The 20,246-nt window shown below is 67.6% G+C and carries 23 protein-coding genes; 14 read left to right on the plus strand and 9 right to left on the minus strand.

Annotated elements, in window-relative coordinates:
* Positions 1-1,251 carry a M48 family metallopeptidase gene (locus AOZ53_RS03965; protein WP_049072380.1) on the minus strand — a complete coding sequence of 417 codons (1,251 nt, stop codon included), beginning with the start codon at positions 1,249-1,251 and terminating at the stop codon, positions 1-3.
* 76 nt (positions 1,252-1,327) lie between these two features.
* Between AOZ53_RS03965 and orn the strand changes: the two genes are divergently transcribed.
* On the plus strand, positions 1,328-1,873 hold the full coding sequence (gene orn / locus AOZ53_RS03970) for an oligoribonuclease (RefSeq protein WP_054486897.1): 546 nt from the start codon (positions 1,328-1,330) through the stop codon (positions 1,871-1,873).
* Between the two features lie 34 nt (positions 1,874-1,907).
* Positions 1,908-2,543, plus strand: a complete 636-nt coding sequence (locus tag AOZ53_RS03975) for an NAD(P)H-hydrate epimerase (protein WP_054429461.1) — start codon at positions 1,908-1,910, stop codon at positions 2,541-2,543.
* On the opposite strand, the gene paaX is transcribed toward AOZ53_RS03975, so the two are convergent.
* Positions 2,526-3,470: a phenylacetic acid degradation operon negative regulatory protein PaaX gene (gene paaX / locus AOZ53_RS03980; protein WP_054429460.1), complete on the minus strand. Its 945-nt coding sequence runs from the start codon at positions 3,468-3,470 to the stop codon at positions 2,526-2,528. The two genes, AOZ53_RS03975 and paaX, sit on opposite strands and share 18 nt — an antisense overlap.
* Before the next feature lie 172 nt (positions 3,471-3,642).
* Between paaX and paaA the strand changes: the two genes are divergently transcribed.
* The 9 genes from paaA (at position 3,643) to paaK (ending at position 11,790) form a co-directional block, all read left to right on the plus strand.
* Positions 3,643-4,632 carry a 1,2-phenylacetyl-CoA epoxidase subunit PaaA gene (gene paaA / locus AOZ53_RS03985; RefSeq protein WP_054429459.1) on the plus strand — a complete coding sequence of 330 codons (990 nt, stop codon included), beginning with the start codon at positions 3,643-3,645 and terminating at the stop codon, positions 4,630-4,632.
* An 88-nt stretch (positions 4,633-4,720) separates the two neighbouring features.
* Positions 4,721-5,005 carry a 1,2-phenylacetyl-CoA epoxidase subunit PaaB gene (gene paaB, locus AOZ53_RS03990; RefSeq protein WP_006388300.1) on the plus strand — a complete coding sequence of 95 codons (285 nt, stop codon included), beginning with the start codon at positions 4,721-4,723 and terminating at the stop codon, positions 5,003-5,005.
* Between the two features lie 15 nt (positions 5,006-5,020).
* A complete protein-coding gene (paaC, locus tag AOZ53_RS03995; RefSeq protein ID WP_054429458.1) occupies positions 5,021-5,785 on the plus strand; it encodes a 1,2-phenylacetyl-CoA epoxidase subunit PaaC in 765 nt (254 codons plus the stop codon).
* Between the two features lie 2 nt (positions 5,786-5,787).
* Positions 5,788-6,288 (plus strand): 1,2-phenylacetyl-CoA epoxidase subunit PaaD, encoded by a 501-nt coding sequence (gene paaD / locus AOZ53_RS04000; protein WP_156333222.1) that lies wholly within the window; start codon positions 5,788-5,790, stop codon positions 6,286-6,288.
* A 14-nt stretch (positions 6,289-6,302) separates the two neighbouring features.
* Positions 6,303-7,391 (plus strand): 1,2-phenylacetyl-CoA epoxidase subunit PaaE, encoded by a 1,089-nt coding sequence (gene paaE, locus AOZ53_RS04005; protein ID WP_054429457.1) that lies wholly within the window; start codon positions 6,303-6,305, stop codon positions 7,389-7,391.
* 45 nt (positions 7,392-7,436) lie between these two features.
* The gene (gene paaN / locus AOZ53_RS04010; protein WP_054429456.1) at positions 7,437-9,101 is read left to right on the plus strand and encodes a phenylacetic acid degradation protein PaaN; all 1,665 of its coding nucleotides are present in this window, start codon (positions 7,437-7,439) and stop codon (positions 9,099-9,101) included.
* Positions 9,102-9,115: 14 nt separating this feature from the next.
* Positions 9,116-9,904, plus strand: a complete 789-nt coding sequence (paaG, locus tag AOZ53_RS04015; RefSeq protein WP_054429455.1) for a 2-(1,2-epoxy-1,2-dihydrophenyl)acetyl-CoA isomerase PaaG — start codon at positions 9,116-9,118, stop codon at positions 9,902-9,904.
* A complete protein-coding gene (paaI, locus tag AOZ53_RS04020) occupies positions 9,904-10,377 on the plus strand; it encodes a hydroxyphenylacetyl-CoA thioesterase PaaI (protein ID WP_054486899.1) in 474 nt (157 codons plus the stop codon). The genes paaG and paaI overlap by 1 nt, the downstream gene beginning before the upstream one ends.
* Positions 10,378-10,473: 96 nt before the next feature.
* Complete coding sequence (gene paaK / locus AOZ53_RS04025; RefSeq protein ID WP_054429453.1) at positions 10,474-11,790, plus strand: phenylacetate--CoA ligase PaaK; 1,317 nt, start codon at positions 10,474-10,476, stop codon at positions 11,788-11,790.
* Positions 11,791-11,904: 114 nt separating this feature from the next.
* Here the strand turns inward: paaK and AOZ53_RS04030 are convergent, their stop codons facing one another.
* The 7 genes from AOZ53_RS04030 to radC form a co-directional block, all read right to left on the minus strand.
* Positions 11,905-13,311, minus strand: a complete 1,407-nt coding sequence (locus AOZ53_RS04030) for an MATE family efflux transporter (RefSeq protein WP_054486900.1) — start codon at positions 13,309-13,311, stop codon at positions 11,905-11,907.
* Positions 13,308-15,038: an ArnT family glycosyltransferase gene (locus AOZ53_RS04035; RefSeq protein WP_054486902.1), complete on the minus strand. Its 1,731-nt coding sequence runs from the start codon at positions 15,036-15,038 to the stop codon at positions 13,308-13,310. The genes AOZ53_RS04030 and AOZ53_RS04035 overlap by 4 nt, the downstream gene beginning before the upstream one ends.
* Positions 15,039-15,162: 124 nt before the next feature.
* Positions 15,163-15,429 carry a type B 50S ribosomal protein L31 gene (locus AOZ53_RS04040; RefSeq protein ID WP_006388310.1) on the minus strand — a complete coding sequence of 89 codons (267 nt, stop codon included), beginning with the start codon at positions 15,427-15,429 and terminating at the stop codon, positions 15,163-15,165.
* A 201-nt stretch (positions 15,430-15,630) separates the two neighbouring features.
* A complete protein-coding gene (gene kynA / locus AOZ53_RS04045) occupies positions 15,631-16,479 on the minus strand; it encodes a tryptophan 2,3-dioxygenase (protein WP_054429450.1) in 849 nt (282 codons plus the stop codon).
* Complete coding sequence (locus tag AOZ53_RS35160) at positions 16,476-16,598, minus strand: hypothetical protein (RefSeq protein WP_255353143.1); 123 nt, start codon at positions 16,596-16,598, stop codon at positions 16,476-16,478. Before AOZ53_RS35160 ends, kynA begins: the two co-directional genes overlap by 4 nt.
* A 91-nt stretch (positions 16,599-16,689) precedes the next feature.
* Positions 16,690-17,319 (minus strand): arylformamidase, encoded by a 630-nt coding sequence (gene kynB / locus AOZ53_RS04050; protein ID WP_054429449.1) that lies wholly within the window; start codon positions 17,317-17,319, stop codon positions 16,690-16,692.
* 89 nt (positions 17,320-17,408) lie between these two features.
* Positions 17,409-18,086, minus strand: coding sequence for a RadC family protein (gene radC, locus AOZ53_RS04055; RefSeq protein WP_054486904.1), 678 nt, complete (start codon positions 18,084-18,086; stop codon positions 17,409-17,411).
* 51 nt (positions 18,087-18,137) lie between these two features.
* Between radC and AOZ53_RS04060 the strand changes: the two genes are divergently transcribed.
* The 3 genes from AOZ53_RS04060 to maiA all read left to right on the plus strand — a co-directional run.
* Complete coding sequence (locus AOZ53_RS04060; RefSeq protein WP_175142229.1) at positions 18,138-18,614, plus strand: FKBP-type peptidyl-prolyl cis-trans isomerase; 477 nt, start codon at positions 18,138-18,140, stop codon at positions 18,612-18,614.
* Positions 18,614-19,591, plus strand: coding sequence for a 4-hydroxy-3-methylbut-2-enyl diphosphate reductase (gene ispH / locus AOZ53_RS04065; protein WP_054429447.1), 978 nt, complete (start codon positions 18,614-18,616; stop codon positions 19,589-19,591). Before AOZ53_RS04060 ends, ispH begins: the two co-directional genes overlap by 1 nt.
* Before the next feature lie 50 nt (positions 19,592-19,641).
* Positions 19,642-20,246 (plus strand): maleylacetoacetate isomerase (maiA, locus tag AOZ53_RS04070; protein WP_054486906.1); only part of this gene is annotated, 605 nt, incomplete at its 3' end.

A 20,246-nucleotide genomic window follows, 5' to 3' on the forward strand; every position in this document is an offset into this window, starting at 1 on the left:
TCATGCCGCGGGCGCCGTCAGGTGGCGGATGCGCACGGCGGCGGGGGGATGGCTGTCGTAGAAGGCGGAGTGCACGGGATCGGGAGTCAGGGTGGCGGCGTTGTCGTCGTAGAGCTTGACCAGGGCGGACACCAGGCGGTCGGGCGAGCTCTGCTCGGCCGCGTAGCGGTCGGCCTCGAACTCGTCGCGGCGCGAATACCAGCTGGCCAGCGGCGTGAAGACGAAGGTGAAAACGGGAATGGCCAGGAAGAACAGCAGCAGCGCCATGGCGTCGTTGCGTCCGCCCAGTTGCGGCAGCACGCCCAGGCCCACGTAGAACCACGGCTGCTGCGCGACCCAGCCCAGGATGGCGAAAAAGCCCAGCGCGGCGGCGAAGCTGAACAGGATGCGCTTGATGATGTGGCGCTTGGCGAAATGGCCCAGCTCGTGCGCCAGCACCGCCTCGATCTCGTCGGCGTTCAGGCGCGCCAGCAGCGTATCGAAGAACACGATGCGGCGCGAGCGGCCGAAGCCGGTGAAATAGGCGTTGCCGTGGGCCGAGCGGCGCGAGCCGTCCATCACGAACAGGCCGTTGAGCGCGAAGCCGCAGCGCTGCGCCAGGCGCTGGATGCGGCCCGCCAGCTCGGGATCGGACAGCGGCGTGAACTTGTTGAACAGCGGGGCGATGAACATCGGGTAGACGATCAGCAGCGCCAGGTTGAACGCCGTCCACAGCGCCCAGGCCCAGATCCACCAGTATTGCCCCGCGCTGCCCATCAGCCACAGCACCGCGGCCGCCAGCGGCAGCCCCAGCACCGCCGCCACCAGCAGGCCCTTGGCCGCGTCCGAGATGAACAGTTCGGGCGTCATGCGGTTGAAACCGAAGCGGGCCTCCAGCTTGAACTGCCGCCACAGCGTGAAGGGCAGCCCCAGCAGGCCCAGCAGCAGCGCCACGGCCACCAGCAGCAGCATCTGGCGCAGGAAGTCATTGCTGGTAAGCTGGCCTACCCACAGGTCGATGAGCTGCAGGCCGCCCATCAGCGTCAGGCAGATCAGCAGGATGGCATCATAGGTGCGTTCGAACATGCCCAGCCTGACCCTGGCGACCGTGTAGTCGGCGGCGCGCTGGTGGCTCGCCAGGCCGATCCGGTGGGAGAATTCCGGCGGTACCTGGTCGCGATGGCGCGCCACGTGGCGGATCTGGCGACTGGCCAGCCACATGCGCACGGCGATATCGGTCAGCAGGAAGGCAACGAACAGCAATGTGAACATGGGCGATACGGCCGGCTCAAATGGGTATGTGCGAAAATCGCGGGTTTGAAAATCGCGTCTTTTATAGGCAAATTATATGGCTGTGAACGAAAACCGCCTGGTCTGGCTCGATATGGAAATGACCGGCCTGGACCCTGAGAAAGAGCGCATCATCGAGGTCGCCGTGGTGGTGACCGAGGCCGACCTGACCGTGGTCGCCGAAGGCCCCGTGCTGGTCGTGCACCAATCGGACAGCCAGCTCGACGCCATGGACAGCTGGAACAAATCCACCCACGGCAAGAGCGGCCTGATCGACAAGGTCCGCACCTCGACGATTTCCGAAGCGCAGGCAGAGGATACGCTGTTGGCGTTTCTCGCGCAGCACGTGCCGGCCGGCAAGTCGCCGCTGTGCGGCAACACCATCAGCCAGGACCGCCGCTTCATGTTTGCTTACATGCCGCGCCTGGAGCAATTCTTCCACTACCGCAACCTGGATGTCAGCACGCTCAAGGAACTGGCGCGCCGCTGGGCGCCGGCCGTGTACAAGGGTTTCGAGAAGAAGAGCCGCCACGAAGCGCTGGCCGACATCTATGAATCGATCGACGAACTGAAGTACTACCGCGAACACTTCCTGAAGGTGTAAGCCGCCCGTCGGCGGCGCCCGCCTGCGAGCCGTCATGCCGTCATCCCATCCCGTTGCCGTCATTCGCGCCGCCGAACACGAGGCCCTGGCCCGGGGACGGCGGCTCATGCCGCTGGCCGGGGCGGCCGCGGCGCGTTTCGTCGCGGCCCGGTTCGCGCCTGGGGCCAGGGTGCTGGCGCTGGCCGGCCCGGGCAACAATGGCGGCGATGCCCTGGTCGCGGCGACCCGCCTGCATGAAATGGGGTACGACTTGCGGGTCGTGCTGCCCTCGGGCGCGCAGTCCCTGCCCGCCGACGCCGCGCTTGCTCATGCCGGCTGGATCGCGGCGGGGGGCGCCACCAGCCGCCTGTTGACGCCCGATGCGGCGCCGGACCTGGTCATCGACGGCCTGTTCGGGATTGGCCTGAACCGTCCCCTGGGGCCGGACTGGCAGGCATTGGTGGACCGCGTCAACGCCTGGAACGCGCCGGTGCTGGCGCTGGATGTGCCCAGCGGCATCGATGCCGACACCGGCGCGGCCCTGGGCCGGCCCATCCGGGCGCGTTGGACGCTCTCCTTCATTGGCCGGGCAAGGGGATTGACGCTCGCGGATGCCACGGCTGGCGCCGTCGGCGAGTCCCACCTGGAGACGCTGGGCGTGACCCTGCCGCAGTCAGGCGCCGGCGCCTGAGCCCGGGCGGCCGCCGAAGCGCGCGGCGATGTCGGCGGCCAGCGGCGTGTAGCGTTCGTTGTCGCGGCCGGCCAGGGTGTTCAGGTGCGCTTCCGAGGCGTCGAACACCTGCCAGTAGATGCGGCCGCAGATCTCGCGCGCCGCATGGCCGGGCCAGTTGTCGGGCAGCATGGGGCCGGGCAGGTGGGGATCGTGCAGCACGATCCGGCGCCAATTGTGCAGCAGCATCACACGGGTGATGAAGGCATCGGATGGCGACGGTGGCGTCTCCAGCAACTTTTCCAATGGTCCGAAATTACGGGTGAACTGCCGGTACTGCTCGGCCACGTCGTCCAGGTTCCAGCACTGCGAGGCCAGGCTGGCGATCGGCAGGCCGCCGGCGCCGGCCAGGTCGCGCGCCGACAGCACCAGCGCCTTGTCCGGGATGCCCAGCTTTTCCAGGATGTCGTGCGCCGCGCGCGCTTCGGTGTGCGGGTGGGCGAACAGGCCCGGCGCGATCATGCCGAACCCTTCCCAGACCAGCTCGCGCCGCAGTTCCGCGCGCTCGGCCAGCCCGTTGCCGGTGCGCGGCAGCGCCACCAGTGTCCATTCCCCGTTCCAGTCCCGCGGCGCGCCCACGTAGATGCGCTGCGAGGCGTGCGCTGTGTGGCGCAGGCCTTGTTCGGAAATCAGGTAGAGGCTGCGGCGGCCGTGGCGCTCGGACTGCAGCCAGTTCTGCGCCACCAGCCGGAACACGCTGGTGCGCAGCAGGCGTTCGTTGATGCCCAGGGGCGCCAGCAGCTCGATCAGGTCGCCCAGCCAGATGGCGCCGCCATGGGGCGCCAGGGCGTCGCCCAGCAGGCTGACGCAGAGCGATTTGGCGCGCGGCGGATCGCTCTTGATGAGGCGTGACAGGTAGCGGTCCAGGGGCGACTGAGGGTTTGCCATAAGGGAGGCCGGGAACGGCCGATATCGGGATCCTCGATATGATACATAAATCCAATGTGATACAGATTTGAGTTTGACAATGGTTTTTTTGTATTAAATAATCCGCCTATGACATGACGGCACTGCGCGGCGTTTGCTTTGCGCTATCGCAAACCGTCTCAAGGAGACAACCATGTACGCTCAACTCGTCGAAACCGGCGTCAAGCAGGTCAAGACCGCGGACCAGCTCGAAGGCCGCGAACAGACGTTCCAGCGCCGCATCGACGATGGCGTGCGGATCGAGGCCAAGGACTGGATGCCCGAGGCCTACCGCAAGACCCTGGTGCGCCAGATCTCGCAGCACGCGCACTCCGAAATCGTCGGCATGCTGCCTGAAGGCAACTGGATCACCCGCGCCCCGTCGCTCAAGCGCAAGGCCATCCTGCTGGCCAAGGTGCAGGACGAAGCCGGCCACGGCCTCTACCTGTACAGCGCCGCCGAGACCCTGGGCGTGTCGCGCGACGACCTGATCGACGACCTGCATGCCGGCCGCGCCAAGTACTCCAGCATCTTCAATTACCCCACGCTCAGCTGGGCCGACATCGGCATGATCGGCTGGCTGGTCGACGGCTCGGCCATCATCAACCAGATCCCGCTGTGCCGTTGCTCCTACGGCCCCTACGCCCGCGCCATGGTGCGGGTCTGTAAGGAGGAGTCCTTCCACCAGCGCCAGGGCTACGACCTGCTGATGCAGATGTGCCTGCACGGCACGCCCGAACAGAAGGCGATGGTGCAGGACTCGCTGAACCGCTGGTGGTGGCCGGCGCTCATGATGTTCGGCCCGTCCGACGCGGACTCGCCCAACAGCGCCCAGTCCATGGCCTGGAAGATCAAGCTGTTCTCCAACGACGAACTGCGCCAGAAGATGGTCGACCAGACCGTGCCGCAGGCCGAATACCTGGGCCTGACCGTCCCCGATCCCGAGCTGAAGTGGAACGCCGAGCGCGGCCACTACGACTTCGGCGAGATCGACTGGAGCGAGTTCTACGCCGTGCTCAAGGGCAACGGCCCGTGCAACCGCGAACGCCTGGCGGCGCGCGTCAAGGCGCACGAAGACGGCGCCTGGGTGCGCGAGGCGCTGGTCGCCCACGCCGACAAGCAGGCCGAGCGCAAGGCGGCCTGAGCTTCGGCCGGGCGGCGCCCGGCCTTCCAACTCCTTACTCATCCATACCCGGAGCGCGACGCGCGCCCGGCATCCGAGGATATCCATCATGAGCAAAGACTGGCCTCTGTGGGAAGTGTTCATCCGCAGCCAGCACGGCCTGGCGCACAAGCACGTCGGCAGCCTGCACGCGCCCGACGCCGAAATGGCGATCAATCACGCCCGCGACGTCTATACCCGCCGCAACGAAGGCCTGAGCATCTGGGTGGTGCGCGCCTCCGACATCTCCGCCAGCAGCCCGGGCGACAAGGATCCCTTGTTCGAGCCGGCCAACAGCAAGGTCTACCGGCATCCCACGTTCTTCCCGATGCCTGAAGAAATCAAGCACATGTAAGGCGGCGGGGGAGACATGGACAAGACTTTCTTTGAATACCTGCTGCGCCTGGGCGACACGTCGCTGATCCTGTCGCAGCGGCTGGGCGCCTGGACCGGCCATGGCCCGATCCTGGAAGAGGACCTGGCGCTGACCAACACCGCGCTCGACCTGCTGGGCCAGGCCCGCATGTGGCTGACGTTGGCCGGCGAGGTCGAAGGCGCGGGCCGCGACGAAGACGCGCTGGCCTACCTGCGCGACGCCCACCAGTTCCACAACGCGCTGCTGGTCGAACGGCCCAACGGCAACTACGCCGACACCATGGCGCGGCAGTTCCTGTTCGACGTCTGGCACTACTTCCTGCTGCAGCGCCTGGCGCAATCGTCGGACGAACGCGTGGCCGGCATCGCCGCCAAGTCGCTCAAGGAAGTGACCTACCACGTGCGGCGCTCGTCCGACCTGGTGGTGCGCCTGGGCGACGGCACAGAGATCAGCCACGCCAAGATGCAGGCGGCGATCGACGACGCCTGGCGCTTCACCGGCGAACTGTTCACCGACGACGCGATCGACCAGGACATGGCGGCGCGCGGCATCGGCTGTGAACTGGCCGCGCTGCGCACGCCCTGGGAACAGCATGTGTGCGAAGTGCTTGAGGAAGCCACGCTGAAGGTGCCCGACGCCGCGGCGGCGAACCATCCGGCCCATAGCGGCGGCCGCCAGGGCCGGCACACCGAGGAGCTGGGCTACGTGCTGGCGGAAATGCAGTACCTGCCGCGCGCCTATCCGGGAGCGACGTGGTGAACATGCTGGCGTCCGTGTCCATCGAGCAGGTCTACGCCTGGCTGCAGGAGGTCCCCGATCCGGAGATCCCCGTGCTGTCGGTGGTGGACCTGGGCGTGGTGCGGGACGTCGCGTTCGAGGGCGACGCCTGCGTCGTCGTCATCACGCCGACCTACTCCGGCTGCCCCGCGATGCGCGAGATCACCGAAGACATCCGCCAGGTGCTGGCGCGCCACGGCGTCGGCGAGGTGCGCGTCGAGACCCGCCTGTCACCCGCCTGGACCACCGACTGGATGAGCGAGAAGGGCCGCGCCGCGCTCAAGGACTACGGCATCGCCGCGCCCGCGCAACAGGCCATCGACATCTCGGGCATCAGCCGGCGCAACGCCGGGCCCGCCATCGAGTGCCCGCGCTGCGGCTCGCGCGACACGCGCCTGGTCAGCAACTTCGGATCGACCTCGTGCAAGGCGCTGTACCGCTGCGTCAGCTGCCGCGAGCCGTTCGATTATTTCAAGACTCACTGAGAGTGGTTTCGAAAATGAGCCTGAACCAATTCCACCCCCTGAAAGTGGCCTCGGTGGCGCGCAACACGCGCGACGCGGTGGTCGTGACGTTCGACCTGCCCGATACGCTGGCCGATGAATTCGCCTTCCTGCCGGGCCAGTACCTGACGCTGCGCACGCAGCTCAACGGCGAGGAGCTGCGCCGTTCCTATTCGATCTGTTCGGCGCCGCGCGACAAGCTGCTGCGCGTGGCGATCAAGAAGGTCGATGAGGGCGTCTTCTCCAGCTGGGCCAATCACGAGCTGCAGCCGGGCCAGACGCTGGAAGTGATGGCGCCGGCCGGCAACTTCACCGTCGATTTCGCGCCGCAGAACCAGCGCCACTACGTCGCCTTCGCGGTCGGCAGCGGCATCACGCCGGTGTTCTCGCTGGTCAAGACCGCGCTGTCGACCGAACCGAACAGCAAGTTCACGCTGTTCTTCGGCAACCGCGCCTCGTCGGCCGTGCTGTTCCGCGAAGAGATCGAGGACCTGAAGAACCTGTACATGGACCGCTTCTCGCTGGTCTACGTCATGAGCCGCGAAACCCAGGACATCGAGCTGTTCAACGGCCGCCTGGACGGCGACAAGGTCGACCAGCTGATGTCGGCCTGGATGAGCCCCGAGGATATCGACTACGCTTTTGTCTGCGGTCCCCAGACCATGACCGAGAGCGTGGTCGAGCGGCTGCAGGCCCGCGGCATTCCGAAGTCGAACATCAAGTTCGAGCTGTTCGGCGCCCCGAAGGGGCCGCGCGCGTTGCGCACGGGGCAGGACGCCCGCCAGGCGCCCGGCAAGGGCCAGTGCGAGGTGACCGTGGTGCAGGACGGCCACAGCCGCAAGTTCGTGATCGACAAGAACAAAGACAGCGTGCTGGATTCGGCGCTGGCGCAGGGCATCGAGCTGCCGTATTCGTGCAAGGGCGGGGTGTGTTCCACCTGCCGTTGCAAGGTGGTCGAGGGCGAAGTGGACATGGATGCCAACTTCGCCCTGGAAGACTACGAAGTGGCGCGAGGCTTTATCCTGAGCTGCCAGAGCTTTCCGGTCAGCGACCGCCTGGTGATCGACTTCGACCAGGAAACCTGACCCGGCGCGCGCCAGTCAGACCCCTATTCCATTTGGAGAGACGCAGTGTCCCAGAAATTCTTCGAACGCCATCAGCCCCTGCTGGAACAAGCCCTGGCCGCCGCCGCGCTGCGCGGCTACTGGAGCCCGTTTGCCGAGTCGCCCAGCCCCCGCAACTATGGCGAGACCGCCAATGACGACGGCCGCGCCGCCTTCGAGGCGCTGCGCGGCAAGCCGTTTCCGCTGAACCTGCACGACGCCGACGGCACCGTCGGCGGCGAAAAGTCGCCCTTTGGCTTCGACCTGGGCATCACCTATCCGCACGTGCCGGCCGCCAAGCTGGTGGCCGCGTCCAAGCGCGCGTTGCAGGACTGGCGCCGCGCCGGCCCGCAGGCCTGGGTGGGCGTTTCGCTGGAAATCCTGGCGCGCCTGAACAAGCTGAGTTTCGAGATGGCCTACGCGGTGCAGCACACCACCGGCCAGGGCTTCATGATGGCCTTCCAGGCCGGTGGCCCGCACGCGCAGGACCGCGGCTTCGAGGCCGTGGCCTACGCCTGGCAGGAAATGTCGCGCATCCCCGGCGTCGCCATCTGGGAAAAGCCGCAGGGCAAGAATGATCCCATCCGCATGGAAAAGCACTTCACCGTGGTGCCGCGCGGCGTGGCGCTGGTGATCGGCTGCTCGACCTTCCCGACCTGGAACGGCTATCCCGGCCTGTTCGCCAGCCTGGCGACCGGCAACACCGTCATCGTCAAGCCGCACCCGGGCGCGATCCTGCCGCTGGCGCTGACCGTCAAGGTGGCGCGCGAAGTGCTGCAGGAGGCCGGCTTCGACCCGGACGTGGTGCTGCTGGCCGCGCACACCGCCGAGGAAGACACCGCGCGCCAGCTGGCGCTGGATCCCGCCGTCAAGATCATCGACTTCACCGGCAGCACCGCCAACGGCGACTGGCTCGAGAACAACGCCCGCCAGGCGCTGGTCTACACCGAGAAGGCCGGCGTCAATCAGGTCATCATCGACTCGGCCGCCGACCTGAAGGGCGTGGCGCGCAACCTGGCGTTCTCGCTGGCCCTGTACTCGGGCCAGATGTGCACGGCGCCGCAGAACATCTACGTGCCGCGCGACGGCATCCAGACGCCGGAAGGCCGCGTCAGCTTCGATGAGGTCGCCGCCGCCCTGGGCGCCGCGGTCGACAAGCTCGGCGCCGACGCCGCCAAGGCCGTCGAGTTGACCGGCGCGATCCAGAACGAAGGCATCGTCGAACGCATCGAGAAGGCGCGCGCGCTGGGTTTGCCGGTGGTCGCCGACAGCAAGACGCTGACGCACCCGCAGTTCGAGAACGCCCGCGTGCGCACGCCGCTGCTGCTGCGCGCCGAGGCCGGCAACGCCGCCATCAGCCAGGAATGGTTTGGCCCGATCGCCTTCGTGGTCGCCACCGACTCCACCGCGCACAGCATCCAGATCGCGCGCGACAGCGTGATCGAACACGGCGCGCTGTCGCTGTCGGCCTACACCACCAGCAACGACGTGGCCGAGCAGGTGCAGGACGCGGCGGAAGAGTCCGGCGTGTCGCTGTCGCTGAACCTGACCGGCGCGGTGTTCGTCAACCAGACCGCGGCCTTCAGCGATTTCCATGGCACCGGCGCCAACCCGGCGGCCAACGCGGCGCTGTCCGACTCGGCCTACGTGTCCAACCGCTTCCGCGTGGTGCAGACGCGCCGTCACATCTGAGCGTTGGACCGGACATGACCTACCAAGACATCCAATTCGAACTGGCCGACGGCATCGCCCGCCTGACGCTGAACCGTCCGGACAAGCTCAACAGCTTCACCGCCAACATGCACGCTGAAGTGGCGCATGCGCTGACCCGCGTCGAGACCGAAGGCGCGCGCGTGCTGGTGCTGACCGGCGCCGGCCGCGGCTTCTGCGCCGGCCAGGACCTGAGCGAGCGCAAGCCGGCGCCCGATGGCACGCCGCCCGACCTGGGCGAGACCGTCGACAAGTTCTACGCGCCGCTGGTGCGCCGCCTGAACGCGCTGCCGATGCCGGTGGTGGTCGGGGTCAATGGCGTGGCGGCGGGGGCGGGCGCCAACCTCGCGTTCGCCGGCGACATCGTCATCGCCAAGGAATCGGCCAACTTCATCCAGTCGTTCTGCAAGCTGGGGCTGATTCCCGACACGGGCGGCACCTTCGTGCTGCCGCGCCTGGTGGGCCGCGCCCGCGCCATGGGGCTGGCGATGCTGGGCGACAAGCTCAGCGCGCGCCAGGCCGAGGCCTGGGGCCTGATCTGGCAATGCGTGGCCGACGACGCGTTCGACGCCACGCTGGAGAACCTGGCGCGGCACTTCTCGCGCGCGCCGACCAAGGGCCTGGCCTTCACCAAGCGCGCCTTGCAGGCCAGCCTGGGCAACGACCTGGCGACCCAGCTGGACCTGGAGCGCGACATGATGCGCGAACTGGGCCGCAGCGCCGACTACGCCGAAGGCGTGGCCGCGTTCCTGGGCAAACGCGAACCGCAGTTCAAGGGGCAATGATGAGCAGCACGCACGTTCCGCCCGTCGAGGCGCCGACCGATCCGCAGGAACTGGCGCAGGCCGTGGGCGCGGTGATGTATGCCGGCGACGCGGCCTCGCAGGGCCTGAACATGAAGGTCGAGGAAATGGCGCCGGGCTATGCGCGCCTGACCATGCGGGTGCGTCCCGACATGCTCAACGGCCACAAGACCTGCCACGGCGGCTTCATCTTCGCGCTGGCCGACAGCGCCTTCGCCTTTTCGTGCAACTCGCGCAACGTCAGCACCGTGGCGTCGGGCTGCACCATCGATTACCTGGCCCCCGGCTTCGAGGGCGACCTGCTGACCGCGGTGGCGCAGGAGCGCTCGCTGGCGGGACGCACCGGGGTGTACGACGTGACCGTCACCAATCAGGACGGCCGCAACGTCGCCCTGTTCCGGGGCCGTTCCTATCGTATCAAGGGGCAGATCGTCGGCACGCCAGCCGAGGCTTGAACGCGTCAACCAATCAGAGACAAGGCCACCGGCCGAGGCGGGCGCGCGGCGCGTCCTCCGGCACGGAGGGTAGAGCATTCCAGGAGAGAGATAACCATGTCCAACACCATGAGCAAGCCGGGGCTGGACCCCATCGAGCATGCCAGCCAGGATGAGCTGCGCGCGTTGCAGCTCGAGCGCCTGAAGTGGTCGCTCAAGCACGCCTACGAGAACGTGCCGCACTACAAGAAGGCGTTCGACGAGATGGGCGTGCATCCCGACGACCTGAAGCAGCTGTCGGATATTTCGAAGTTCCCGTTCACCACCAAGAAGGAACTGCGCGAGAACTATCCGTTCGGCATGTTCGCGGTGCCGCGCGAGCGTATCTCGCGCATCCACGCGTCCAGCGGCACGACCGGCAAGCCGACCGTGGTGGGCTACACCCAGCGCGACCTGGACAACTGGGCCAACCTGGTGGCGCGCTCGATCCGCGCGGCCGGCGGCAAGCCCGGCGACACGGTGCACGTGGCCTACGGCTACGGCCTGTTCACGGGCGGCCTGGGCGCGCATTACGGCGCCGAACGCCTGGGTTGCACCGTCATCCCGATGTCGGGCGGGCAGACCGAAAAGCAGGTGCAGCTGATCAACGATTTCCGTCCGGACATCATCATGGTCACGCCCTCTTATTTCTGCAATATTCTGGAGGAGCAGCGCCGCCAGGGGATTGATCCGCGTCAAACTTCGCTGCGCATCGGCATCTTCGGCGCCGAGCCCTGGACCGGGCAGATGCGCGCCGACATCGAGGCCGAGGCCGGCATCGATGCGGTCGACATCTACGGGCTGTCCGAAGTGATGGGCCCGGGCGTGGCCAGCGAGTGCGTCGAGACCAAGGACGGCCCGGTGGTGTGGGAAGACCACTTCTACGCCGAGATCATCAATCCGGACACGGGCGAACCCGTGGCGGACGGCGAGCCGGGCGAACTGGTGTTCACCTCGCTCACCAAGGAAGCGATGCCCATCATCCGCTACCGCACCCGCGACCTGACCCGCCTGCTGCCGCCCACCGCGCGCAGCATGCGCCGCATCGGCAAGATCACCGGCCGCAGCGACGACATGCTGATCGTGCGCGGCGTGAACATGTTCCCGACCCAGGTCGAGGAACTGGTGCTCAAGATCGCGCAGCTGGCGCCGCACTACCAGCTGGTGCTGTCGCGCACCGGCAATATGGACGAACTCGAGATCCTGACGGAAGTCCGGGCCGAGTTCTCGACCCTGTCGGACGCCGAGCGCGCGGCGCTGGGCAAGCAGCTGCAGCACGCGGTCAAGACGCACATCGGCGTCAGCGCCCGCATCCAGGTGTCGGATGCCGGCCACGTCGAGCGTACGTTGACGGGCAAGGCCCGCCGCGTGATCGACAAGCGCCCGAAGGGCTGAGCGCGCTGCGCGTCCCCGCCGCCGGCAACGGGGCGGGACGGCCACGCCGCCATGAAAAAAGCAGCCCTCGGGCTGCTTTTTTTTCGACGCCGCCGTTTCCCGCCGGGCGCGCCGTCAGGCCTGGCGCGTCACGTCGCGCACGATGTGGCGGTACCAGAAGTGCAGCAGCGTGGCCGACAGCGCCAGGCCGACCATGGCCATCAGCCACATGCTGCCCGCCCCCTGCGGCGAGCCCGGCACCAGGATCTCGCGCAGCCCGTCCAGGCCGCCTTGGCCCGGCCCGAAACCGAACCACCAGCCGCCGACCAGGCCGACGCCGGCCAGCGCCACGGTCTGCAGCAGCAGCGGCACCACCGCGACCTTGTAGGCCCGCAGCAGGTACGAGTTGATGCACTGCATGGAGTCGAACAGGTGGAACAGCGGCAGCACCGCCAGCAGCGTGGTGGCCACGGCGGTCACCTGCGGGTTGTCGGTGTAGGCCGCCAGGATCAGGGGGCGGCCGGCCAGCAGCACCGCCGCGGTCAGCAGCGCGCCCATCAGCCCGAGCGCCAGGCCGGCCATGCCGGTGCGATGGGCGTGCGCGAGGTTGCCGGCGCCGATCGCCTGCGCCGTCAGGGCGGCGGTGGCCACCCCCAGCGCCATCGGCATCATGTAGCAGAGCGCCGCCAGGTTCGCCATGATCTGGTGGCCGCCGGTGACGAAGGTGCCTTCACGCGCGACCAGCAGCGCCATGAAGGTGAAGGCCGAGACCTCGACCAGGTACGAGCCGCCCATCGGGATGCCCAGGCGCAGCAGTTCCTTCAGCGTCTTCCAGTCGGGGCGGCCGACGTGCAGGTGGAAGCGGCGGTAGTAGCGGTCGTGAGTGATGACCCACAGGCCCAGCCCCAGGCTCATCCACGACACCACCGCCGTGGCCAGGCCGGCGCCGGTGGCGCCCATGGCGGGCAGGCCCAGGCTGCCGTAGATGAACAGCCAGTTGAAGAAGGCCTTGAAGCCGATGGCGGTGAGGTTGATCGCCATCACCAGCTTGGGCCGCGAGACCGAGGTGCCGAGCGCGTAGATGGTGCGGAACACCAGCGCGGCCGGCAGGGCCAGGATCAGCGCCCGCAGGTACGAAGCGATGCGCTCGCGCACGCCGGGATCGACGTTGCCCGACATCGACAGCCAGAAGTCCGGGAACAGCATCAGGATGCCGCCCACCACCGACAATCCCAGCGCCAGCCATACGCCCTGGCCCCAGCTGCGGCCGACTTCGCGGTTGTTGCCGGCGCCGAAGTGCTGCGCCAGGATCGGGATGAGGGCGTGGACCACGCCCATCAGGCCGACGAAGACGGTGATGTAGATGGAGGCCGACAGGGCCATCGCCGCCAGGTCATTGGCACTGGCGTGGCCGGTCATGGCGGTGTCGAGAACGCCGAACGAGATGCCGGCCCATTGGCTGATCAGGACCGGCCAGGCCTGCTTGGCGATGCAGCGCAGGGTGGCGCCGAAACTGGCCGGCGCCGCGTGGACGGGGGTCATCGCGTGGGGCCGACGCGCAGCAGGCGGAAGACTTCCTGGCGATCGGCGCGGCGGCCGTCTTGCCACAGCACGTCGGCGCTGTCGCTGTAGGCGGCGGTGTTGTCGCGCAGGCTCTGGTTGGTGGTCTGCTGCAGCACCAGCGTGCACTTGGAATCGAACGTGAACGTCAGGTTGTTGAAGATCAGGAACGAGGCGCGCTGGCCGCTGCCCAGGCTGAGGCCGCGCACGCATTCGCCCGGCCGGATGTTCTGCTCCAGGGCCTGCGCCAGCTCGCCGGACACGGTGCGATAGCTGCGGGCATAGTCGACCGCGGGCTGCCACAACAGCACCAGCAGGATCCAGGTGACCGTCAGGCCGCCGGCGGACAGCACGGTGCCGCGCCACAGGGCTTGCGGCTTGACCCGCAGGCGCCAGACCACCAGCGCGATCCAGCCGATGGTGAAGACCACCGCCAGCGCGAACGCCACCCACGAGATGACGGGCTCATAGCCGGTCGTCTGGCGGCCGATGTTGCGGGAGATCTGCGCGGGCCATTGGAAGTGCAGGGCGATCCAGCCGAGCCACGCGGTGGCGGCGGTCAGCGAAAAACACATCACCGCGAACCAGTCCAGCGTGTTGACTACGCCGCGCCGCAGGGTTGGCAGCGAGAACGCGCCCAGCACCGCGCAGGGCACGGCCAGCAGCACGTATTCGGAGTCGCTGGCCTCGTCCAGCCCGAACAGCCCCAGGGTCGAGCAGATCAGCAGCATCAGCGGCAGCCAGATGTGCGGGGCGTAGATCCAGGCGCGCCAGCGCCAGATGGCCAGCAGCGCCAGCGGCCAGGTCGGCCACAGGTACCAGGGCAGGTCGCGCAGGGTGCGGCCTACGTCGTGCCAGGTGGGCACGGCGAAGGACGCCAGGTTCCAGGTCTTCCAGTTGCGGATCCAGTACTCGCTGCTCTGGCTGGCGGGAATCCACCAGGCCAGGATCAGGACGGCGGCGACCAGCGCGGCCCAGGGCAGCCAGCGCTTGCACTTCCAGAGCGGGCCGCGCGGATAGAAGGCGAGCAGGGCGGCGACCATGATCGGCAGGGCGCCGATCCAGCCGCGCGTGAGGAAGCTGGCGGCCAGCGCGATGCCCAGCGTGGTCGAGCCGGTGACGGGCCGGTCCACGGTGCGCGCCAGCGAGTAGAAGGCCAGCGCCTGGCAGGCCATGATGGCGGGCACCACCGTGGTCTCATGGGTGCGCTGCAGGATGCCGATGGTGGCCAGCAGCAGCAGCAGCGCGGCGTCGGCCAGCATGCGGCCGTAGTCGCGCGGCTCCGGTTCGCCGCCGAAGGGCAGCGCCAGCGGCTGGGCTTCGGCGCGGCGGCCGAGCAGGTAGGTGCCGTACCAGACGCTCATCGCCGTCACGCCGAACCACAGCAGGTTGGGCAGGCGGCCGGCGGTGATGTCGCCGATGAAGGGGCCGAACAGCCAGATGCTGATCGCGCCGATCCAGGTGATCAGCGGGCCTTCCTCGGCGTGAGCCAGGTGCCCCACTTGCGGCAGCAGCCATGTGATCCCGCCTTCACGGATGGCGGTGATCATGGTCGCCAGGCCGACCGCATCGTCCGTTTTCCACGGGTCGCGCATGAACAGGCCGGCGATGATGTACGCCAGCGCCAGCCCAAGCAGAATCAGCCTGGGCAGTTTCGCGGTGGCCACGGACGTCAGCCTGGCCGGAGTGGAAATGGAAAGTGGGGACACGGGCGTTAATGTAACCGAGTGATCGGGAAGCGCCAGCCCCCGGTTTGCGTAGGAGCGGGATCAGGGGAAAAAAAAGCAGCCCGGAGGCTGCCTTTTTGCTGTGACTCCCGTAGGAGCGACAGGATCAGGAAGCGGACTTGACCGTGCCGGCGGTACGGGCGAAACGGGCGCGGAACTTTTCCACGCGGCCGGTTTCGACGATACGCGTCTGGGCGCCCGTGTAGAACGGGTGCGATTCGGAGGTCACGTCGCACTTGAAGAGCGGGTACGTCTTGCCATCGAGTTCGATGGTTTCGCGCGTTTGCACGGTCGAGCGGGTGATGAACTTGCTGCCCGTTTGCAGGTCGGCGAAGACGACTTCGCGGTATTCGGGGTGAATGCCTTCTTTCATGGTGCTTTCCTAGGACTCCCTCAAGGGAGTCATGTCAAAAGTTAGGGTCGCCAGCACGAATCGCTTTTTCAGGCGTTCTTGCCACGTATCCGAAAAGTAACTGTGGATTCTAGCATGGGATCGTCCGGCCGGAACAGGCAATCCGGGCCGTCCGGGTGGGGAGGCCCGGATTTTTCATCCGGGGACGGATCGAAGCGACGATCAGAGATCGGTGCGCAGTTTCCAGATCTCCGGGAACAGCACTACCTCCAGCATGCGCCGCAGGTAATCCACGCCCGAGGTGCCGCCGGTGCCGCGCTTGAAGCCGATGACGCGCTCGACCGTGGTGACGTGGCGGAAACGCCACAGGCGGAAGGCATCTTCCAGGTCGGTCAGTTTCTCGCCCAGTTGGTACAGGTCCCAGTAGCGGTCGGTGTCGCGGTAGACCGTCAGCCAGGCCTGCTCGACGCCTTCCGACGCCTGGTAGGGCTGGGTCCAGTCGCGTTCCAGGCGGTCGGCGGGGACCGCCACGCCGTGCCGCGCCAGCAGGCGCAGCGATTCGTCATACAGCGACGGCGTCTCGTAGGCCTGCTGCACCTGCGCCAGCAGGTCGGCGCGATGCGCGTGCGGCTTGAGCATGGCGGCGTTCTTGTTGCCCAGCAGGAATTCGATCTGGCGGTACTGGTAGCTCTGGAAGCCGCTGGAGCGCGCCAGGTAGGGGCGCAGGGCGGAATACTCGGGCGGCGTCATGGTCGCCAGCACGTCCCAGGCGTGGACTAGCTGTTCCATGATCTTGCTGACCCGGGCCAGCATCTTGAAGGCCGGCTGCGGGCGGTCCGCCGCCAGGTTGGCGATGGCGCCGCGCAACTCGTGCAGCATCAGCTTCATCCAGAGCTCGCTGGTCTGGTGCTGGATGATGAACAGCATCTCGTTGTGCTCGGGCGAGAGCGGATGCTGCGCGCCCAGCAGTTCGTCCAGGTGCAGGTAATCGCCGTAGGTCATGTCGCGCGTGAAATCCAGCTGCGCCTTTTCCTCGCGGACGATGTCTTCGGGGCGTTGGCTCTGGCTCATGCGCGGCCTCCCTGGCAGGGCGGGGCGGCGCGGCGGGCCGAGGCGGGCAGGCTGCGCCAGCCGGAATGCGGCAGGCGGGCGCAGGCAAGCGCCATGCGCGGATCGGAGGGAGTCTTCATGGTCGTGCTTCTTCGAAAAGGCGGGCCGCGCGTGACGGGGCGGCGCGCTCATCGCGCCGCGTCTCGCGCGCAGCCTGCCCGGTGGCCGGTATCAGCCCAGTTCGCGCAAGACGGCGCGCACCGGGCTGGCGTCAGCCTGGATCAAAGCCAGCGGCAGTGCGATCAGTTCGTAATCGCCCTCCGGCACGTCGTCGAGCACCAGGTTCTCCAGTACTCGCATGTCGTGCCGCAGGATGGCGTGATGGCTGTCCAGGGTCTTGCTGGACGCGGGGTCGATGCTGGGGGTGTCCAACCCGATCAGCATGACGCCGCGTTCGGCCAGCCATTCGATGGTCTGGGGCGCGTAGGCCGAGAAGTCGTCCGTCCACCATTCCTGCGCGGCATGCTTGGCGGTACGCACCAGGATGCGCGGGGGCAGGTTGTTGGCGGCGTGGAGCAGGTGCTCCGGGGTGATCAGTGGCCCGCAGTCAATGGCGTGGATGACGCGACAGGGGCCCAGGAAGGGTTCGAGCGAGACCGCGCCGATGGCGGCGCCGCCGTTCTGGTAGTGCAGCGGCGCATCGGCGTGCGCGCCGACGTGCGGCGACATCGTGATTTCGCTGACGTTGACCGGACAGCCGGGTTCGAGCGACCACTTCCATTGCTGGCGATACGGCGTATCGCCAGGAAACACGGGCGAGGCCGTGGAGACGGGAGGGGAGATATCCCACAGGCGTTTCATGGAGGCGCGAGGTCGCGGAAGCGGAAATTAGGTTAAGCCTAAAACAATATCGGGCCGTAGTCTAACGAATTCCCGCCGCGGGCGCAGCCTTACATGCGGCCGTGTTCCGCCATCGAGGCGACTTCGTCGCCGGCGACGATCAGGTGGTCGACCAGGGCGACGTCGACCAGCGCCAGCGCCTGCTTCAGGTGGCGGGTGAACGCCAGGTCGGCGGCGCTGGGCTGGGCCAGGCCGGACGGGTGGTTGTGGGCGATGATGAGGGCCGCCGCGTGATGGCGCAGGGCCTCGCGCACCACCTCGCGCGGATAGACCGAGGCCTGCGACAGCGTGCCGCGCGCCAGTTCGCCGCTGGCGATCAGCCGCAGCTGACTGTCCAGGTAGAGCGCGATGCAATGTTCGACCCGGCGGTGGGCCAGCGTGACCTTGCAATATTGTTTCACCTGCGAAGGATGGTCGAGAGTGCTGGCGAGCGTCAGTTCCTCCTCGATGGCGCGCTTGGCCAGTTCCAGGATCGCCGCCAGGGCGCAGGCCTTGGCCGTGCCCAGGCCGGGCACGGCCAGCAGCTCTTCCGGGGAGGCTCCCAGCAGCCCGCGCAGGCCGCGGAACCGGTCCAGCAGCTGGCTGGAAAGGTCCAGCACATTCAGCCCGGGCACCCCGGTGCGCAGGGCGATGGCGAGCAGCTCGGTATTTTGTAACGACGAGGCGCCCAGGCGCAGCAGGCGCTCGCGGGGACGCTCGTGTTTGGACACCTGGACAGACAATTTCATAAGAGGCTCTAAAATCAGGGTTCACTTACTGTCTGACTACGGTGGCAGATCTTGAGCATCGCCTCTAACGAAATGAATGTTTTGGTCCGTCCGGACTCCTACCTGACGCTGCATTACCGCATCACCCTGGCTTCGGGCCCCGGCAAGGATTCGGTGTTCACCGATACTTTCGACGGCCGTCCCGCCACGCTGCAGATGGGCAGCGGCCAATGGGCGCCGGGCCTGGAGACCGCCTTGCTGGGCAAGGCCGAGGGCGACCGCTTCAGCGTCACGCTGGAGCCGGCCGACGCCTATGGCGACCGCAACCCCGAGCTGATCCAGCGCGTCACGCGCAAGATGCTCGCCGAGCACGCCGGCGCCGACGCCACCTTCGAGCCCGGCGACCTGGTCGAGTTCGCGGCGCCCAACGGCGGCCGCTATTCGGGCGTCCTGAAGGAAATCAACGAGGAATCGGCATTGTTCGATTTCAACCACCCGCTCGCGGGCATCAGCTTGCGGGTCGACGTGGCGCTGCTGGGAGTTCTCTGATGAGCCAGGCTGTCACCGCCGCCGGCGCCGAAGTCCTGCTGGCGCAGCCGCGCGGCTTCTGTGCCGGCGTCGATCGCGCCATCGACATCGTCGAGCGCGCGCTCGAGCTGCACGGCGCGCCGATCTACGTGCGCCACGAGATCGTCCACAACCGCTACGTGGTCGAAGACCTGCGCGCCAAGGGCGCCATCTTCATCGACGAACTGGACGATGCGCCTTCCGGCGCCATCGTGGTGTTCTCGGCCCATGGCGTGTCCAAGGCGGTGCGGGCCGAAGCCGAGGCGCGCGGGCAGCAGGTGTTCGATGCCACCTGCCCGCTGGTGACCAAGGTGCACATCGAGGTGGCCCGCATGCGCGCGGCCGGCCGCGAGATCATCATGATCGGCCACAAGGGCCATCCGGAAGTCGAAGGCACGCTGGGCCAGGCCCAGGGCGGCATGTACCTGGTCGAGACCGTCGACGACGTGGCCAGCCTGCAGGTCACCGATCCCGAGAACCTGGCGTACGTCACGCAGACCACGCTGTCGGTGGACGACGCCGCGGCCGTGTCCAAGGCGCTCAAGGCGCGCTTTCCCAGCATCGTCGAGCCCAAGAAAAGCGACATCTGCTACGCCACCCAGAACCGCCAGGACGCGGTCAAGGTGCTGGCGCCCGAGTGCGACCTGGTGCTGGTGGTCGGCAGCCCCAACAGCTCCAATTCCAACCGCCTGCGCGAAGTGGCGGACCGCAAGGGCGTGGCGTCGTACCTGATCGACGGCGCGCATTCCATCGACCCGGCCTGGCTCGAGGGCCGCAAGCGCATCGGCGTGACCGCCGGCGCGTCGGCGCCCGAGATCCTGGTGCAGCAGGTGATCGCGCGGGTCAAGGAACTGGGCGCGGTGTCGGTGCGCACCATGCCGGGCCTGGAAGAGAACGTGGCGTTCCCGCTGCCCAAGGGCCTGTCGCGCAAGGCCGCGCAGACCGAATCGCTGGAATGAGCGCGACGCCCGCCGCGGGCGTCGCGCAGAACAAGAATCGAGGAGACTCCATGCAGTTGTACAGCTATTTCCGCAGCTCGGCCGCGTATCGCGTGCGCATCGCGCTGAACCTGAAGGGCCTGCCGTACGAATACCTGGCGGTGCACCTGCTCAAGGACGGCGGCCAGCAATTGTCGGCCGACTATCGCAAGGTCAACCCGACCGCACTGGTGCCCACGCTGGTCGATGGCGATGCGGTCATCGGCCAGTCGCTCGCCATCATCGAGTACCTCGAGGAAACGCATCCGCAGGCGCCGCTGCTGCCGGCCGACGCGATCGGCCGCGCGCGCGTGCGCGACCTGGCGCTGGGCATCGCCTGCGATACCCATCCGCTGAACAACCTGCGGGTGTTGAAATACCTGAAGCACACGCTGGGCGTGGACGAGGCCGCCAAGACGGCCTGGTACCAGCACTGGGTGCGCCAGGGGCTGGAAGCCCTGGAAGCGCAGCTGGCCGGCTCGGCCGCCACCGGCGCGTTCTGCCATGGCGACACGCCGACCATCGCCGATCTGTGCCTGGTGCCGCAGGTGGCCAACGCGCGCCGCTTCGAATGCGACCTGAGCGCGATGCCCACCGTGGTGCGCATCGACGCCGCCTGCCGCGCCTTGCCGGCGTT

The sequence above is a fragment of the Achromobacter sp. 2789STDY5608621 genome (genome assembly GCF_001299375.1).
GTDB lineage: Bacteria > Pseudomonadota > Gammaproteobacteria > Burkholderiales > Burkholderiaceae_B > Achromobacter > Achromobacter insuavis.

Coding starts and splice junctions, on each gene's coding strand:
- AOZ53_RS03965 (WP_049072380.1), bottom strand. CDS start 1,251: ATGTTCACATTGCTGTTCGTTGCCTTCCTGCTGACCGATATCGCCGTG.
- orn (WP_054486897.1), top strand. CDS start 1,328: ATGGCTGTGAACGAAAACCGCCTGGTCTGGCTCGATATGGAAATGACC.
- AOZ53_RS03975 (WP_054429461.1), top strand. CDS start 1,908: ATGCCGTCATCCCATCCCGTTGCCGTCATTCGCGCCGCCGAACACGAG.
- paaX (WP_054429460.1), bottom strand. CDS start 3,470: ATGGCAAACCCTCAGTCGCCCCTGGACCGCTACCTGTCACGCCTCATC.
- paaA (WP_054429459.1), top strand. CDS start 3,643: ATGTACGCTCAACTCGTCGAAACCGGCGTCAAGCAGGTCAAGACCGCG.
- paaB (WP_006388300.1), top strand. CDS start 4,721: ATGAGCAAAGACTGGCCTCTGTGGGAAGTGTTCATCCGCAGCCAGCAC.
- paaC (WP_054429458.1), top strand. CDS start 5,021: ATGGACAAGACTTTCTTTGAATACCTGCTGCGCCTGGGCGACACGTCG.
- paaD (WP_156333222.1), top strand. CDS start 5,788: ATGCTGGCGTCCGTGTCCATCGAGCAGGTCTACGCCTGGCTGCAGGAG.
- paaE (WP_054429457.1), top strand. CDS start 6,303: ATGAGCCTGAACCAATTCCACCCCCTGAAAGTGGCCTCGGTGGCGCGC.
- paaG (WP_054429455.1), top strand. CDS start 9,116: ATGACCTACCAAGACATCCAATTCGAACTGGCCGACGGCATCGCCCGC.
- paaI (WP_054486899.1), top strand. CDS start 9,904: ATGAGCAGCACGCACGTTCCGCCCGTCGAGGCGCCGACCGATCCGCAG.
- paaK (WP_054429453.1), top strand. CDS start 10,474: ATGTCCAACACCATGAGCAAGCCGGGGCTGGACCCCATCGAGCATGCC.
- AOZ53_RS04030 (WP_054486900.1), bottom strand. CDS start 13,311: ATGACCCCCGTCCACGCGGCGCCGGCCAGTTTCGGCGCCACCCTGCGC.
- AOZ53_RS04040 (WP_006388310.1), bottom strand. CDS start 15,429: ATGAAAGAAGGCATTCACCCCGAATACCGCGAAGTCGTCTTCGCCGAC.
- kynA (WP_054429450.1), bottom strand. CDS start 16,479: ATGAGCCAGAGCCAACGCCCCGAAGACATCGTCCGCGAGGAAAAGGCG.
- AOZ53_RS35160 (WP_255353143.1), bottom strand. CDS start 16,598: ATGAAGACTCCCTCCGATCCGCGCATGGCGCTTGCCTGCGCCCGCCTG.
- kynB (WP_054429449.1), bottom strand. CDS start 17,319: ATGAAACGCCTGTGGGATATCTCCCCTCCCGTCTCCACGGCCTCGCCC.
- radC (WP_054486904.1), bottom strand. CDS start 18,086: ATGAAATTGTCTGTCCAGGTGTCCAAACACGAGCGTCCCCGCGAGCGC.
- ispH (WP_054429447.1), top strand. CDS start 18,614: ATGAGCCAGGCTGTCACCGCCGCCGGCGCCGAAGTCCTGCTGGCGCAG.